The organism is Halomonas sp. BMC6 (genome assembly GCF_964204995.1).
In the GTDB taxonomy this organism is placed as follows: Bacteria; Pseudomonadota; Gammaproteobacteria; order Pseudomonadales; family Halomonadaceae; genus Vreelandella.
The window spans coordinates 72452-89018 of the sequence record NZ_CAXNSH010000001.1 but is presented as its reverse complement, the minus strand read 5'-3'; the positions used below and the strand labels follow the sequence as shown (position 1 = coordinate 89018).

Below are 16567 nucleotides of genomic sequence, written 5' to 3'. Positions count from 1 at the left end.
CGCTGCCCGGCGGGCAGATGCCCGCCGGCTCGATCCGATTTGGAAGGAGCGCGACCTTGAGTAGCGAAATCATCAAAGTTCCCGACATCGGTGGGGATACCGATGTCGAAATCATCGAGATTGCGGTGTCAGAAGGCGACGTCATTGAAGCGGAAGACACCCTGATCACTCTGGAATCCGACAAAGCCAGCATGGATGTACCGGCCCCGAAAGGCGGCAAGGTGATCAAAGTGTTGGTCAAAGAGGGCGATAAAGTCTCGGAAGGCGATGATATCGTCGAGCTGGAAGTGGAAGGTGGCGGTGAGAGTGATGATGCCGAGCCGGAAGCCGACTCCCCGTCTGAGCCAGACGAAGCGCCCGCCAAGCAGCAAGAAGCGGCCCCTGCGCCAAAGAAAGCCAGCGGCGGCAAGCAAACCGTGGACATCAAAGTCCCCGATCTCGGTGGCTCTGACAACGTCGAGATCATCGACGTCGCCGTCGGCGCAGGCGATGAAGTCAACGCCGAAGACACGCTGATCACCCTGGAGTCTGATAAAGCCTCCATGGACGTGCCCAGCCCGCACAGCGGTAAGATCGTCGCGCTGACGGTGAAAGAGGGCGACACCGTGTCCGAAGGCGATGTGATTGGCCAGATGGAAATCGCGGGTGAAGGCGATGATGACAGTGATGCGGACGCGCCTGCCCAGGCCGACGAGTCTGCCTCCACTAACGACTCTGCTGAAGTTGAAGCCGAAGACGATACGGCTGACGACGAAGGCGGCAGCGGCGAGCCAGAGCGTAAAGAGATTCGCGTGCCGGATCTGTCAGGCTCATCTGACGTACCGATTATCGAAATTGGCGTTGCCGCCGGTGACGAGGTCGACGTCGAAGATCCGCTGATCACCCTGGAGTCCGATAAAGCCTCCATGGACGTGCCGAGCCCCTTCAAGGGCAAGATTCTGGAGCTCACCGTCAAAGAGGGTGACACCGTTTCTGAAGGCGACGTGATCGGCTATATGGAAGTCGCGGGTGCCAAGAAAGCCGCACCCAAAAAAGCGGCCCCTGAAAAAGCGGATAGCAAGCCGCAGAGCGCGCCCAGCGCCAAGCAGGCGTCCCCGGCGGGTTCCCCCAGTCCCGAAGCGCAAATGGCGTCTCACAAGCCTCGCGACGGCAAGCTGGTACACGCGGGCCCCGCCGTGCGTATGCTGGCCCGTGAGCTAGGCGTCGATCTGGGCCTCGTGAAGCCCAGCGGCCCGAAAGATCGCGTGCTGAAAGAAGACGTGCAGGCCTACGTCAAACAGGCGATTGCCAACCAGGGTAAAGCCCAGGCTGCCGCTCCTGCGGCCAGCGGTGGTGCAGGCATCCCCGCCGTGCCGGAAGTCGACTTCAGCCAGTTCGGTGAGGTGGAAGAGAAGCCGATGGGTCGCCTGCTCAGGATGGGCGCGACGAACCTGCATCGTAGCTGGCTCAACGTGCCCCACGTGACCCAGTTCGACGAAGCCGACATCACTGAGCTTGAAAACTTCCGTAAGGCCATGAAGGCCGAAGCCGAAGCCCAAGGGGCCAAGCTCACGCCGCTGCCGTTCCTGGTCAAGGCGTGTGCCTTTGCACTGCGCAAGTTCCCGCAGTTCAACGTCAGCTTGAAAGGCGACGGCGATACGCTGGTATGGAAGAAGTACGTCCATATCGGTATCGCGGTGGATACGCCGGACGGTCTGATGGTGCCCGTGCTGCGCGACGCCGATAAGAAATCCTTGATCGAGATTGCCAAGGAGATGGCGGAGCTAGGCAAGAAAGCGCAAACCAAGAAGCTCAAGCGGGAAGAGATGACCGGTGGCTGCTTCACCATTTCGAGCCTGGGTTCGATTGGTGGCACGGCCTTCACGCCGATCGTCAACGCCCCTGAGGTCGCGATCTTGGGTGTGTCGAAAGCGCAGATGAAGCCGGTATGGGATGGCAGTGCTTTCCAGCCGCGCTTGATGATGCCGCTGTCGCTCTCCTACGATCACCGCGCGATCAACGGTGCGGATGCAGCGCGCTTCACCGCCTTCCTGGCGGACGTGCTCACCGATATCCGTCGCTTGCTGCTGTAAGCGATCATACGAGCAAGCCACAAGCGGCGCCCTGACGGGCGCCGCTTGTGTTTATAGCAATGCTACTTAAACGGCAGTTTGAAGCAAACAGGGTGACCAAAGTACTAACGTTGGCCACTTTGCTGTTTTTGCTCAAAAAAACACAAAATAATCGTGCTCTCAGGCTTTTGGGGAGTTGTGTCGCCTGAACGGCACGGTTATTGTCGATTCATTGATTTCAACTATCACTATCATTCAAGACGATCATTCAAGGAGCAGTGCCATGCGTTTAATCCTGTTGGGTGCCCCCGGCGCGGGGAAGGGGACTCAAGCTCAGTTTATTTGTGAGCAGTTCAAGATTCCCCAAATTTCCACCGGGGATATGCTGCGCGCCGCTATCAAGGACGGCACTGAGCTGGGCTTGAAGGTCAAAGAGATCATGAACAGCGGTGGTCTGGTGTCGGACGACATCATCATCGATCTGGTCAAAGAGCGCATCAGCCAGCCGGACTGCGAGAATGGTTTCTTGTTCGACGGTTTCCCGCGGACCATCCCCCAGGCCGACGCCATGAAAGAGGGCGGCGTCAAACTGGATCACGTACTGGAAATCGCCGTGCCGGATGAAGAGATCGTCAGCCGTTTGGCGGGTCGCCGCGTACACCCGGCCTCTGGTCGCGTGTATCACATCGAGCACAATCCGCCCAAAGAGCCGGGTAAAGACGATGTCACCGGCGAAACGCTGATCCAGCGTGAAGACGACCAAGAGTCCACGGTGCGTAACCGCCTGTCGGTCTACCACGACCAAACCGCGCCGCTGGTGGACTACTACCAGCAGTGGGCGAAAGAGGACCCGGCCGCCGCGCCGCAGTATCACCGCGTCGAAGGCGTGGGCAGCGTGGCGGACATCACGCGCCAGGTGAAAGAAGCGCTGAGCTAAGCGCGCTGCAGCGTCACGTGCCACGATGGCCCGCAGGCTTCCTGCGGGCCATCGTCGTTTCAGGCGTGTGACGGTATACTAGAGGCCTATTTTTACGGAGTGCAACACCGCTATGTCGTCGTTATACCTTCTGGCACTGGATGCCTCCTCCAGCGCCTGTTCTGCGGCTTTGCTCCGCCAAGCAGGCGGTCAGCGTGACTGTTTGGCGCGCTATGAAATGACGCCACGCGCGCACACCAAGCGCTTGATGCCGATGGTGGATGAGCTGCTCGCTGATGCGGGCATTGCCCCTCAAGCGCTGAACGCCATTGCGTTCGGGCGTGGTCCCGGTTCGTTTACCGGCCTGCGCATTGCGGCCGGTGCTGCCCAAGGGCTGGCGTTTGGCTTGGACTGCCCGCTGCTCGGCATTTCGACCTTGGAGGCGCTCGCGCTACAAGCGCATCGGCGTTATCACTTTCGCCATGTGGTCACCGCGTTGGATGCGCGCATGGGCGAAGTGTATGCGGCCACCTGGCACTGCTTGAACGATACCCTAAGCTTACAAAGTGACGAGGTCGTCATCGCGCCCGGTGCATTCCGCTTGCCGGCCGACGAAACCGATTGGGTAGGCGTAGGCTCGGGCTTTAGCCTGTGGGATGAGTTTGCTGTCGGCGTGCAGGCCAGCATGTCGCAACATCTCACGGACTTAGAACCGCGCGCAGAGGAGATGGCGTGGCTGGCCGCGCGCGACCTGGACGCAGGCTTGGGCCAAGCGGCCCACGCGGCACAGCCGGTGTATCTGCGTAATAACGTGGCGTGGAAAAAACCGGCATGAGCCAGCCGATACCGGAGGTTCTCCTGCCGACGGGGCTAACCTTGGGCTATGTGGAGGGCCAGCTTGCCCTGATCGGGGAGGAGCGGGAGTACGGCAAGCCGCTCAGCGTTAATTTTGTCTCGGGAAAGGCCGCGCATCGCCGTCAGTTCGGCGGCGGCCGTGGGCAGCTGGTAGCGAAGGCCTGCGGGCTGGCCAAAGGCGTGACGCCGAGCGTGGTCGATGCTACGGCGGGGCTGGGGCGCGACGCCTTCGTTTTGGCAAGCCTTGGAGCGCCGGTGCTGATGATCGAGCGGGTCGCGGCCATCGCCGCCTTGCTCAGCGATGGCCTCGCGCGTGCGGCGGCCGCAGAGGACACCGCCGCGATTGCCGCGCGAATGTGCCTGCGTCATGGCGATGCCGCCGAACAGTTGGCGATGCTGGTGGCAGACGCCGAGTTCGCCCCTCAGGTCATTCATCTGGACCCTATGTTCCCCCATCGGGAGAAGTCTGCGCTGGTGAAAAAAGAGATGCGCGTGTTTCGCGAGCTGGCCGGGGATGACGACGATGCTCCACGGCTGTTGGAAGCCGCGCTCGACGTGGCGTCTCACCGGGTGGTGGTGAAACGCCCCCGTAAAGCGCCGCCTATTGCGGGGCCCGCGCCGCAGCACACGCTGGAAGGCAAAACGAGCCGCTACGACCTGTACGTTCATCGTTCACTCAGCCGCTGAGCGTGGATGAAGCAGCGTAGCCAGAGAAGGAGTCTCTATGCAGCACGAGTGGCGAGAAGGAAACCGTGTGATTCTGCTGCCGGAAGCGTCGCGCTTTTTACCGGCGATGTTCGAAGCGGTTAGTCAGGCACAGCATTACGTGCTGGTGGAGCTCTACTTGATGGAATCGGGGGAGCTTGCCAACCAAGTCATCGACGCGCTGGCGTCGGCCTCGCAACGAGGCGTCAGCACCTACCTACTGCTGGACGGATACGGCGCGATGGGATTGGAGCGACGCGACCGTGAGCGCCTGGAGGCTGCTGGCGTGGCGTTGCAGCTGTTCAACCCGATTGGCTTTCACTCTCTAGCACGCAATCTTAGCCGTGACCATCGTAAGATCGTGGTGGTGGATGGCGAGATCGCCTTTACTGGCGGTTTCGGCGCGGTGGATGAGTTTCTGCAAGCGTGGTACGAGATTGCGCTACGCATCGACGGCCCGGCCGTCGCGGACTGGGAAGTGCTGTTTCGCCGTCTGTGGCGTTCCCGGCTGACTCGCCAAGCGTCGGGTGACCCAGCGCCCCTTCCGCTCCCGCCACAGCGCAGCGCGACCTCCCATGCCGATGGCGTGCGGGGGCGAGTGATGTCGGCAAGAGGCTATCGCTACCAAGCAATCCGCCACTCGCTGTATGCCCGGGTGAGTAGCGCCCAACAGCGGCTGTGGCTGTGTACTCCCTACTTCGTGCCTACGTTTGCGCTGCGCCGCCGGTTGATCCGCGCTGCTCGGCAAGGCGTGGATGTGCGCCTGCTACTGCCCGGTGCCAAGCACGACCATCCCGGCGTGCGCTATGCGGGCCAGCGCTTTTATCAGGGGTTGCTGAAAGCGGGCGTACGCATTTTCGAATTCCAGCCGACCTTCATACACGCCAAATTCGTTCTGGCCGATGAGTGGGTTAGTCTCGGCTCCTGCAACTTCGATCACTGGAACCTGCACTGGAACTTAGAGGCCAACCAGGAGATAGACGATCCAGGATTCGCCAGCGACGTGCAGGCGCTTTTCGAGCGTAACTTTGCTGCCAGCCAAGAGGTAGATGCCGCCGCCTGGGCCGCGCGCCCCTGGGGGCAGCGGGCCAAGGAGTGGGTGTATGGCGTCGTGGATGGCCTTGTGATGCGTCTAAAATAGCGCGGTTATTTGCGCTTTTTGCCTTTAGCCTTGGCGGGCGTTTTTTTACGCGGTTTGGGCTTGGGGGTTTCCGGCGGCACGCGGTAGTGCAGGTAAAGGTCAAGCACCAGCTCGGGCAGTTGAGCAACGAAGGTCTCTTGGCTGGCTTGATCCTTGGCCATCTCGGCCATGTCGGGTTCGTCGTCGAAGAGCCCCGATAGCGACATGAACGGCAGCAGCAGCGTGGCGGCAGCCTCTTCGTCATCCTGGAACCAGGCGCTTTCGTCGCTGAACACCGCTTCCATAAAGCCTGCACACCAGTCACCAATCGGCGTCTCCTCGGCGGGCAGTCCATCCAGCGTTAGCTCGAAGGGTAGTTCCGGTAGGCCACCTTGCTCCAGCACCGCCATGGCGTTGTCGCGCAGCAGCGTCAGCAGCTGGACGATCTCGTCACGCTCGTCGGCATCGCGGTAGTTGGGTTCGCCTTGGAACAGCTCCTCCAGCCACTGTTCGGTGGGCTGTTCGCTAGGGGCAACCGCCAGGGCGACGAGAAAGCCGTGGGCTGAAATCAGGTCGAGGGCATCTTCGCCCACCCGGTCGGAGTCGAGAAAATCGTCCAGCCTGTCCAGCTGTTCATCATCAAGCAGCGGCTGAGGCGGAGTGCTGTCGGGCGAGTTAGCTTCGGTCACGGTGTTGCGCTCTGCCATAGGGAGCCTCGTGGTCAACGTCATCATTGAAAACCGCTGTCGATCCGTCACAATCGAGCAACGTCACTAATGGCTAGTTTATCACTAATGAAGACGTCACCACTGCCCCCTTGGCCGCACGATGATTTGATGGCGCGCTCCCAGGAGGCGCTTCTTCGGGCCGCCCAAGAGCGGGTCGCACAGGCTTTGGCACGCTGCCGAGAGGTGCATCCAGCGCTGCCTGCTCCCAAGGTGTGGTTTGACCTCAAGGGCGCATCGGCGGGGCAAGCGCATCTTGGGCGGGGCGGGCTGCGTTTCAACCCGGTGCTGCTGGCAGACAATCGCGAGGCCTTCTTCGACGAAGTGATTCCCCATGAAATGGCCCACTGGCTGGTGTTTCATCTCGCCAACGGCGCGCGCTTGAAGCCCCATGGCCGCGAGTGGCAGACGGTCATGCGGGATCTGTTCGGGCTCGTGCCACGGGTGACCCACCGCTTCGATATTCAGCGCTCCCAGCCGCGCCCCTATCGCTATGAGTGTCGCTGTCAGACCCACCGTTTTACACCGCGCCGCCATGCCCTGGTCGTCAAGGGGCGACGCTACCGCTGCCGTCATTGTGATGAGACCTTGGTCTATCGTGCTTTCGAACGCCTGTGATTATTATTTTAAGTAGCTGTTTTTTAAATAAAAATTGCTACTACCAATGTCTAAAGGGAAGCCGTTCGGGACAGGTTTATGCTAGGTAAATATTACGCGCGTCGGTGCAGCCAATAATAAAACCGACATCACTTACCAGAGAGTGCAACTTCACGGACAGAGGCAACTTCATGAGCGAGCATAAAAACGTCTATCCAGTGCGCGATAGCATCGCTGCCAAGGCATGGGCCGATAAAGATAAATATGCGGCAATGTATCAGCAGTCCATGGACGACCCGGAAGGTTTCTGGGGCGAGCAGGCCAAACGCCTCGACTGGATCAAAACGCCCAGCAAAATTAAAAACACCTCGTTTGCCCGCGATAACGTCGATATTCGCTGGTTCGAAGATGGCGAGCTGAACGTGGCGGCGAACTGTCTGGACCGTCACCTAGACAAGCGAGGCGATCAAACGGCGATCATTTGGGAAGGCGATAACCCCAACGAATCCAAGCATATTACGTATCGCGAACTCTACGAGCGCACGAATCAATTGGCCAACGGCTTGAAGTCGCTGGGCATTCAGAAAGGCGATACCGTCACACTCTACATGCCGATGATTCCTGAAGCGGCTATGGCCATGTTGGCCTGCGCCCGTATCGGCGCGGTGCATTCGGTGGTCTTTGGTGGTTTCTCGCCGGATGCGGTGGCCCAGCGGGTCATCGGTGCGGATTCCAAGCTGGTCATTACCGCCGATGAGTCGGTGCGTGGTGGCAAGCACGTACCGCTCAAAGAGAACGTCGACTCCGCGCTCAAGCGTGATGGCACCGACGTGTGCAAGAACGTACTGGTAGTGAAGCGCACCGGTGGCGAGATCGACTGGCAGGAAGGCCGCGATATCTGGTTTGACGAGCTGGTCGATAAGCAGTCAACCGAGTGCCCGGCCGAGGCGATGAACGCGGAAGATCCGCTGTTCATTCTCTACACCTCCGGTTCCACCGGCGCACCAAAAGGCTTGAAGCACACCACCGGCGGTTACCTGACTTACGCCGCCATGACGCATCAATACGTCTTCGACTACCAAGAGGGTGAGATCTACTGGTGTACGGCTGACGTGGGCTGGGTGACCGGTCATAGCTATATCGTCTACGGCCCGCTGGCGAACGGTGCCACCACGCTGATGTTCGAAGGCGTGCCGAGCTACCCGACCCACGGCCGAATGGGCGAAATCGTCGACAAGCATCAGGTCAATATCCTCTACACCGCGCCCACCGCCGTACGCGCACTGATGGCCCACGGTGATGGCGTCATGGACTCCAGCAAGCGGGATTCGCTGCGCCTGCTGGGGTCGGTGGGTGAGCCGATCAACCCCGAAGCGTGGGAGTGGTTCTACCGCGTGATCGGCAACGAGAAGTGCCCCATCGTGGATACCTGGTGGCAGACCGAAACCGGTGGCATCATGATTGCACCGCTGCCGGGGGCCACCGACCTGAAACCAGGCTCGGCGACGACGCCTTTCTTTGGCGTCAAACCTGCCCTGGTCGATAACGAGGGCAATAAGCTCGAAGGTGCCACCGAAGGCAATCTGGTGATCCTGGACTCCTGGCCGGGGCAAGCGCGCTCTATCTGGGGCGATCATGAGCGCTTCGTTCAGACCTATTTCTCCACCTACGACGGCATGTACTTCACGGGCGACGGCTGCCGTCGTGATGAGGATGGCTACTACTGGATCACCGGTCGTGTGGATGACGTGCTGAACGTTTCCGGCCACCGTATGGGCACTGCCGAGATCGAGTCGTCGCTGGTGGCGCACTCTGCCGTGGCCGAAGCGGCGGTAGTGGGCTTCCCCCACGATATCAAAGGCCAGGGCATCTACATCTACGTGACCCTGAACGACGGTATCGATCCCACGGACGAGCTGAAGAAAGAGCTGACTCAGTGGGTGCGCAAAGATATCGGGCCGATTGCCTCGCCGGATGTGATTCAGTGGGCACCGGGACTGCCGAAAACGCGCTCGGGTAAAATCATGCGCCGTATTTTGCGCAAGATCGCCGCCAACGAGTGCGATGGTCTCGGCGATACCAGCACCCTGGCCGATCCGTCGGTCGTCGATGATCTGATCGAACATCGGGCCAATCAATAACCGTCTCGCCCTCACTGCCATCGGCAGTGAGGGCGGCGTTCAATGACGGGCGTCAAGCATTTGCGTCTGACGATCAGGCAAACTGCGCTTATCCGATGCAGTGCCGGCCATAGGGCCGGCACTGCTGTTTTCGTTCGGATGACGTCTCAATGACAAATTGTGCATGTGATGCTTGGGCATGATGAAGCCCATGGGGTACCATGCTTCAACCGTATGAGCCTAGCGTCGCGGCGGCAGGCAACCCCGCTGCTCGAGGAACCGGAGGAATATCCATGGCAGTAGCCCATAAGTTTATCGTCGCTGACGACCATCCGCTGTTTCGTGCAGCGCTCACCCAGGCGTTGCGCCAGTTGGCCCCCCAGGCTGAGATTGTCGAAGCCGACACCATGGAAGCCACCACTGAGGTCGTGAATCGACACCCCGATGCAGATTTGATTTTGCTGGATCTCCATATGCCCGGTGCCCACGGCTTTTCGGGCCTCATCCAGTTGCGCGGTCAGATGCCGGATATTCCGGTTGCCGTGGTATCCGGCAGCGATGAGCCCTACGTCGTGCGCCGTGCCATCGACTACGGTGCCTCGGGTTTTATTCCCAAGTCGTCATCGCTACAGCTGATCGCCGAGGCGGTGGGTGAGATTCTGCAGGGTGAGGTGTGGTTACCGGAAGCGCTGGCCAACGTCCTCGAAGAGACCAGCGAAGAGGAGTCGCGCTTTGCCGAGGCGATCGCCTCGCTCACGCCCCAGCAGTTTCGCGTACTGAACATGCTCACCGAAGGTCTGCTGAACAAGCAGATCGCCTATGAGCTGAACGTCTCGGAAGCAACCATCAAAGCCCACGTAACGGCCATTCTGCGTAAGCTGGGCGTGCACTCGCGCACCCAGGCCGTCATTGCCGCGCAGAAGCTGGAAGTGGAGCCGCCAAAAGTCGAGTCGTAACGGCTAACGACCGGTAAACAGCGCCGCGCTTAGATGTTTCTAAGCGCGGCGCTGCTGTTTTCGGGCTGGCGATTAGGGATTGGCGCGGCTGGCCTGCAGCGTGCGGGTTAGTAGCGCACGGAGGGCGGCGGGCTTCACCGGCTTCAATAACAGCTGATAGCCTGCGCGCTTGACCTCTTCGGCAACGGCCTCGGTACGGTCGGCGGTAATCACAATGCCGGGAACGGCGCCGGTGAAGCGCTCGCTCAGTGCTTCTAGCGCCATCAGACCGGTGACCTCGTTATCCAGGTGATAATCCGCCAAGATGGCGTCAGGATCACCGTCCATATTGCGTAGAATCGATTTCGCCCCGCCAATGCTGGTGGCGGTGAATACCTCGCAGCCCCAGCCGCTGAGCATCGCGGTCATGCCTTCCAGAATCAGCGTTTCGTTGTCGATACACACAATCCGTGTGCCCGCCAGCTTATTACCGCTACGACGGCCGCTGGGCTCCTGTTCGGCGACGGTTGCCTCCCGGGCCGCCACGATAGGCACGCTGACCGAAAACACCGTGCCCACTCCTTCCCAGGAGCGCACTTTGATGGGGTGATCCAGCACGCGACTCATACGGTCGGCAATGGAGAGGCCCAGCCCCAGGCCTTTTTCGCTCTCTTTATGGCGGGACACCTGGTCGAGTCGACGGAACTCCTGGAAGATCTCCGTTAGCTTGGATTCAGGAATCCCTGGGCCGCTGTCCCACACCTCGATCAGCAGCCTTCCCCCCTGACGGCGACAGCCGAGCAGTACACGCCCCTCTTGGGTGTAGCGAATCGCGTTTGAGAGAAAGTTCTGCACGATCCGGCGCAGCATCTGGGGATCGGAGTCCACCCACTGCTGGGTGGGCACCACGACCAAATCGAGCCCACGATCATCTGCCATCACATCGAATTCGGCACGTAGCGGGCGGAAAATGTCGGCCAGGGCGAAGTGGCTACGCCGTGGCGTCAGCGCCCCCGCATCCAGCTTGGAGATGTCCAGCAGCGTGCCCAGCAGCTCCTCGGCGGCTTGCAACGAGTTATCGATATGGCCAATGGTGCGCTGAGTGTCGCTGGCGGTGACGTTCTGCATCAGCGCCGAGGTAAACAGGCGCGCGGCATTCAGAGGTTGCAGTAGGTCGTGGCTGGCGGCAGCCAGGAAACGGGTTTTCGAGGCGTTGGCGTCTTCCGCGAGCTGTTTCGCTTGGCGCAGTGCCTGCTCCGCTTCGGCGCGTACGCGGTTCTCCTGGCGCAGGGCTGCGTTGGCTTCTGACAGCGCCTGGGTGCGCTCGCGCACCCGCTCTTCCAGGGTTTCATTGGTCTCTTTCAGAGCAATTTCCGCCTGGCGGCGCTCGGTAATGTCTTGATACAGCGCAAAGAAGCCCAGAATCGACTGACTATCGCCAAAGTGCGGCGTATAGGTCACCAGCATATAGCGCATGGCATCGTTGACCCGCATGGAGACTTCGAAACTCACCCGTTCACCGGCCAGGGTGCGCTGTACCCAGGGCACTCGCTCTTCGGCCTGTTTTACCGGCAGCACGTCTTCGTAGCGCCGCCCGATCACCGCGTTGCGATCGATGTTGAACGCCTGCTCGTAGGCGCGGTTAGTAAACAGGTAGCGGCTCTCTTTATCGAAGTAGGCAATGAGCGCCGGGACGTTATCGGTATAGATACGGATGTTGTTTTCCGAGCGGATCAGCGCCTCTTCGATGCGCTTCTGTTGGGTAATGTCTTGGTAGGTATAGACAAAGCCGCCGCCGGGCATCGGGTTGCCCTGAACTTCCAGCACGCTCCCATCCTGGCGATACCGTACGTAGCGGTGGGGTTGGCCATCGCGAATGTTATCCAGCAGTAGCTGCACGTGCTCTTCCGGGTCGCCGGGGCCGTACTCACCGTTGTGGGCGTTATAGCGGAAGATACGGTCCATCGGTGCGCCGACGCGAATGATGTGGTCGGGGAAGCGGAACAGCTCTAAATAGCGCTGATTCCACACCACCAGGCGCAGGTTCTGATCGACCACGCTAATGCCTTGATTGATGTTCTCGATGGTGGCCTGCAGCAGGGCGCGGTTGAACTCCAACACCTGAGACGCTTCATCCACAATCGAAATGACATCGGAAATGCCGATGCCTCGCCCTTGAAGGGCAGAGTTCACTACGATCCGCGCCGACGATGCCCCCAAGACAGAGGCAAGAAAGCGCTCGGTAAATTGGATCACGTCGATGGAGGCACGGGTACCGTCATCCAGCGGCTTGCCCGCTCGGCGTGCGTAATCATCGAAGGCGCGATCGACTTGGCCCGCCCCCAGGAATCGCTCACACAGCACTTTCAAATCGCCCACCGTCGTGGCCCCCGTCCAGGGGCGATTTACGGAGGTTTGCCGGGTTTCGACGCTATCCACAAACAGCGAGGCTTGAATGCGCTCCACGACTCGCTGCGAGGTGACTTGCGAGACAAAGATATAGCAGAACAGGTTAATACCCAGCGACAGCATGACCCCGTGGGTAAACGTATCTCCCAGGTTCAATCCAAACAGCGCCGTGGGTGACAGCCAGTTAAGCCCCAGCGGGCCACCGGTAAGCCACGCTTGAGGCAGCACGCCAGCGTTAATCATGGCGGGCATCAGCAGGCTATATGCCCAAATGGCAAAGCCCACGTTCATGCCCACGATCACGCCCAAGCGGTTGCCGCGCTTCCAGTACAGCCCGCCAATCAGCGCCGGAGCAAACTGGGCCGCTGCAGCAAACGAGAGCATGCCGATGGAGGCCAGCGAGGTGAACTCGCCAATCAGCTGATAAAAGCCGTACGCCATGGCCAGCACGGCCACGATGGTGAGGCGGCGGGCGCGCAGCACCAAACGGCCATAGTCTCGGGCTTTGGTATCGAACCAGCGCAGCCTGAAGAGCGCGGGAATGACGATCTCGTTCGAGATCATGATGGACACCGCCACCGCCGCCACAATGACCATGCCGGTGGCAGCAGAAAAACCGCCGATGAAGGTAAGCAGCGTTAGCCACTGTTCGCCGGACGCCATGGAGAGGGCAAGCACATAGGTATCCGGCTCTACGCCGCTTTCAGAGAACAGCAGCAGGCCAGCGGCCGCTAGAGGAACCACGAAAAAGGCAATCGCCAGCAAATAGAGTGGGAATAGCCAGCGCGCTTTGGTGGCATCGTCCGGATGAATATTCTCCACCACGGCCACGTGAAACTGGCGCGGTAGGCACAGAATGGCGAGCATGGCGAGTAGCGTTTGCGCCCAGAAGCTTTGACCGAAGTCTTGGTTAGCGAGCTGGCGCTGCAGCTCTAGCTGGCTTTCGGCGTGACCCATCAGCTCGCCTAAGCCGTCAAACATGCCCCAGGTGACGAAGGCGCCCAGTACTAAAAACGCCACCAGTTTGACCAGCGACTCAAAGGCGACCGCATGAATCAAGCCTTCGTGGTGTTCGGTGGCATCGGTGTGCCGGGTGCCAAACAGAATGGCGAATATCGCCATGACCACCGCCACATAGAAGGCCGTATCGCCAAACAGCGGGGCGTGTGTCATGTCTTGGGCGTCGGTCAAGACGCTGAAGGTCGTCGAGACGGCTTTTAGCTGTAGCGCGATATAGGGCAGGGTGCCAATCAGGGCGACCAAGCTGGCAAAGGCGGCGAGAGACTGGGTCTTACCGTAGCGCGAGGCGATGAAGTCGGCAATGGAGGTGACGTTTTGGTGCTTGGCAACGCGGATCATCTTCGCCAGGACGGGCCAGAAGAGCAAAAACGTCAGAATAGGCCCCACGAAGATACTGGCAAACGACCAGCCTGCGGTGGCTGCTTGGCCCACCGCGCCGTAAAACGTCCATGACGTGCAGTAGATGGCGAGTGCCAAGCTATAAATAATGGGTCGGCGGCGGCTGGCGCCGTGGGTACGAGCACGCCGGTCGCCAAACCAGGCAATACCAAACAGCACTGCGATATAGAGCAGTGACACCGCGACCAGCAGCCCGCCATGAAACATAGTGTCTCCTCACCAATCGTACCTGTGACGATACGTCTAAGCCGTACGTCGCCTAGCAAAGGGCCCCATTCTAGGCGAAGGGAGGGCGCTACGTCTGCCGTTCGTTGGCCAGTTGGCAAACGGTAGTTAGCAGCGGTGACGTTTCCCGCAGAGATCGAAGCGCGTCGAGATCCGCTTCGCCGCTCTCGGGGTTTAGCGGAACCAGCTCTCGGCTTGAGCAGTTAAGGATGTAGGGCTGTGTAGTGATCAGGTCCGTGTGGCGACGCTCGAACTGATACAGAATGAACTCGGCCACCACGTCGCCCTCGACGGCTTGCGAACGGACGTTTTCGCTATCCACCACGCTGAAGGTCGTGGTCATGGGAAATAGCAGGGTCCACGGCCGCCAGATCTGGCTAGAGGTGTCGCTGGAGATCACTTTGGCCGTGTCCGGCAGCTGTTGCTGCTTGTGTTCATACCAGCTGTACTCGAACTGAACCTGGTAGCCCAGCATCCCCAAGCCGCCAAACACCGGCACGATCCACTTGGGAAGTCGTTTACGGCTCAAGGTGCGAAGCAGTAGGCCAATCCCGGCCGCGGCAAGGCCTGCAAACACGGCGGCCACTAAGTGCCAAATCATACGTTTTCCTTCTGAAAAGCCATCGGGCTCCCCTAAGGAAGCCCGATGGAAGATGGTTCCGTTCGCTATTGGCCGACGGCGCAATAGGGCGGAACGATTATGACTTAGTGATCAACCGCAGCACCAGCACCTTTCGGATAGCGTACGCTTTCCACCAGGTCCTGAATTTCTTGCGGCGGCGCGTCGGTGGCGTTGGAGACAACGAAGGCCACGGCAAAGTTGATCACGGCACCTACGGCACCAAACGAGAGCGGTGAAATACCCAGCATCCAGTTGTCCGGCGTGTTGGCCAGCATGTTGGTGCCCGGAATAAAGAACCAGCCCAGGTAGGTGAAGATGTAGAGCAGGGTACAGATCAGGCCTGCCAGCATACCGGCCACCGCACCTTTGTTGTTCATACGCTTGGAGAAGATACCCATCATCAGCGCAGGGAACAGCGAGGCACCGGCAATACCGAAGGCAAGCGCGACCGTTTGAGCGGCAAACCCGGGCGGGTTGAGCCCTAAGTAGGTCGCCAGCAGGATCGCACCACCCATGGAGATACGGGCTGCCAACATTTCGCCTTTTTCAGAAATTTTCGGGTTGATCATGGTCTTGATCAAGTCGTGACTGATCGCTGACGAGATTGCCAAGAGCAGACCCGCTGCGGTGGAGAGCGCCGCCGCGATACCGCCCGCTGCGATCAGACCCACTACCCAGCCGGGCAGGTTGGCAATTTCAGGGTTCGCCAGTACCAGGATGTCGTTGTTCACCTCCAGCTCGTTGCCTTCCCAGCCGCGGTCTGCGTAGTCAGCAGCGCCGTTGTAGAACTGAATCCGGCCATCTTCGTTCAAGTCGTTGTGAGTGATCAGGCCGGTCTCTTCCCAGGTGCGGAACCACTCAGGACGATCGGCATAGAGGATCGGGTTACGCGCGGCCTCTTCGTAGTTCTCGGTTTGACCTGCCATTTCCGGATAGACGGTGGTCATCAGGTTCAGGCGTGCCATGGAGCCCACTGCGGGAGCCGTCAGGTAGAGCAGGGCGATGAACACCAGTGCCCAGCCCGCTGACCAGCGCGCATCGGCGACCTTCGGTACGGTGAAGAAGCGGATGATCACGTGGGGCAGACCCGCAGTACCGACCATCAGTGACAGAGTGAACAGCACCATATTCAGCTTGTTGTCCACGTCAGCGGTGTAGTCGCGGAAACCAAGTGCCGACACCACGTCATCCAGCTTTTGCAGCAGTGGAACGCCGGATTCGGTGTGCGTGCTGAACATACCGAACATCGGCAGCGGGTTGCCGGTGAGCTGCATGGCGATGAACACCGCCGGAATAGTGTAGGCAATGATCAGTACCACGTACTGCGCTACCTGGGTGTAGGTGATGCCTTTCATACCGCCGAACACGGCGTACATGAAGACGATCGCTGCGGCAATCCAGATACCCCAGGTGTTGCTCACTTCCAGGAAGCGGGAGAACGCCACGCCTGCGCCGGTCATTTGGCCGATGACGTAGGTCACCGACGCAATGATCAAGCACACAATCGCCACTAAACGCGCGGTGTTGCTGTAGAAGCGGTCGCCGATGAAGTCAGGCACGGTGAACTTACCGAACTTACGCAGGTACGGGGCCAGTAGCATCGCCAGGATGACGTAGCCACCGGTCCAGCCCATCAGGAACGTAGAGTTCGCGTAGCCGCCAGACGCGAGCAGACCCGCCATGGAGATGAACGATGCCGCCGACATCCAGTCGGCTGCCGTGGCCATACCGTTGGTAATGGGGTGTACGCCGCCGCCGGCGACATAGAAGTCTTTGGTGGAGCCCGCTCGCGCCCATATCGCAATCCCGATATAGAGCGCGAACGAGGCGCCAACGAACAGTAAGTTGATTGCAAACTGGCTCATGCT

12 protein-coding genes are annotated in these 16567 nt (G+C 60.0%); 8 read left to right on the top strand and 4 right to left on the bottom strand.

The window, feature by feature from the left end; all coding sequences use genetic code 11:
* Positions 1–56 precede the first annotated feature (56 nt).
* The 5 genes from aceF (at position 57) to AB6K10_RS00400 (ending at position 5668) form a co-directional block, all read left to right on the top strand.
* Positions 57–2072, top strand: a complete 2016-nt coding sequence (aceF, locus tag AB6K10_RS00420; protein ID WP_339117732.1) for a pyruvate dehydrogenase complex dihydrolipoyllysine-residue acetyltransferase — start codon at positions 57–59, stop codon at positions 2070–2072.
* Positions 2073–2334: 262 nt separating this feature from the next.
* Positions 2335–2988, top strand: a complete 654-nt coding sequence (gene adk / locus AB6K10_RS00415; RefSeq protein WP_159343136.1) for an adenylate kinase — start codon at positions 2335–2337, stop codon at positions 2986–2988.
* 112 nt (positions 2989–3100) lie between these two features.
* Positions 3101–3802: a tRNA (adenosine(37)-N6)-threonylcarbamoyltransferase complex dimerization subunit type 1 TsaB gene (tsaB, locus tag AB6K10_RS00410; RefSeq protein ID WP_159343135.1), complete on the top strand. Its 702-nt coding sequence runs from the start codon at positions 3101–3103 to the stop codon at positions 3800–3802.
* A complete protein-coding gene (locus AB6K10_RS00405; protein ID WP_339117731.1) occupies positions 3799–4509 on the top strand; it encodes a class I SAM-dependent methyltransferase in 711 nt (236 codons plus the stop codon). Before tsaB ends, AB6K10_RS00405 begins: the two co-directional genes overlap by 4 nt.
* A 37-nt stretch (positions 4510–4546) precedes the next feature.
* On the top strand, positions 4547–5668 hold the full coding sequence (locus tag AB6K10_RS00400) for a phosphatidylserine/phosphatidylglycerophosphate/cardiolipin synthase family protein (protein ID WP_159343133.1): 1122 nt from the start codon (positions 4547–4549) through the stop codon (positions 5666–5668).
* Between the two features lie 5 nt (positions 5669–5673).
* Here the strand turns inward: AB6K10_RS00400 and AB6K10_RS00395 are convergent, their stop codons facing one another.
* Complete coding sequence (locus tag AB6K10_RS00395) at positions 5674–6354, bottom strand: YecA family protein (RefSeq protein WP_159343132.1); 681 nt, start codon at positions 6352–6354, stop codon at positions 5674–5676.
* An 87-nt stretch (positions 6355–6441) separates the two neighbouring features.
* On the opposite strand from AB6K10_RS00395, the gene AB6K10_RS00390 reads away from it, so the two are divergent.
* From AB6K10_RS00390 to AB6K10_RS00380, 3 genes are all read left to right on the top strand, one after another.
* Entirely contained in the window at positions 6442–6990 is a 549-nt protein-coding gene (locus AB6K10_RS00390) for a SprT-like domain-containing protein (RefSeq protein ID WP_339117730.1), read from the top strand.
* A 170-nt stretch (positions 6991–7160) separates the two neighbouring features.
* Complete coding sequence (acs, locus tag AB6K10_RS00385; protein ID WP_159343130.1) at positions 7161–9110, top strand: acetate--CoA ligase; 1950 nt, start codon at positions 7161–7163, stop codon at positions 9108–9110.
* Positions 9111–9382: 272 nt separating this feature from the next.
* Entirely contained in the window at positions 9383–10045 is a 663-nt protein-coding gene (locus AB6K10_RS00380) for a response regulator transcription factor (protein WP_016916171.1), read from the top strand.
* A 72-nt stretch (positions 10046–10117) separates the two neighbouring features.
* Here the strand turns inward: AB6K10_RS00380 and AB6K10_RS00375 are convergent, their stop codons facing one another.
* The 3 genes from AB6K10_RS00375 to AB6K10_RS00365 all read right to left on the bottom strand — a co-directional run bounded on the left by AB6K10_RS00375 (position 10118) and on the right by AB6K10_RS00365 (position 16564).
* The gene (locus AB6K10_RS00375; RefSeq protein WP_159343129.1) at positions 10118–14059 is read right to left on the bottom strand and encodes a NahK/ErcS family hybrid sensor histidine kinase/response regulator; all 3942 of its coding nucleotides are present in this window, start codon (positions 14057–14059) and stop codon (positions 10118–10120) included.
* Positions 14060–14147: 88 nt separating this feature from the next.
* Positions 14148–14678 (bottom strand): hypothetical protein, encoded by a 531-nt coding sequence (locus AB6K10_RS00370; RefSeq protein ID WP_339117729.1) that lies wholly within the window; start codon positions 14676–14678, stop codon positions 14148–14150.
* Between the two features lie 104 nt (positions 14679–14782).
* Positions 14783–16564 carry a sodium:solute symporter family protein gene (locus tag AB6K10_RS00365; protein WP_159343127.1) on the bottom strand — a complete coding sequence of 594 codons (1782 nt, stop codon included), beginning with the start codon at positions 16562–16564 and terminating at the stop codon, positions 14783–14785.
* Positions 16565–16567: the final 3 nt, after the last annotated feature.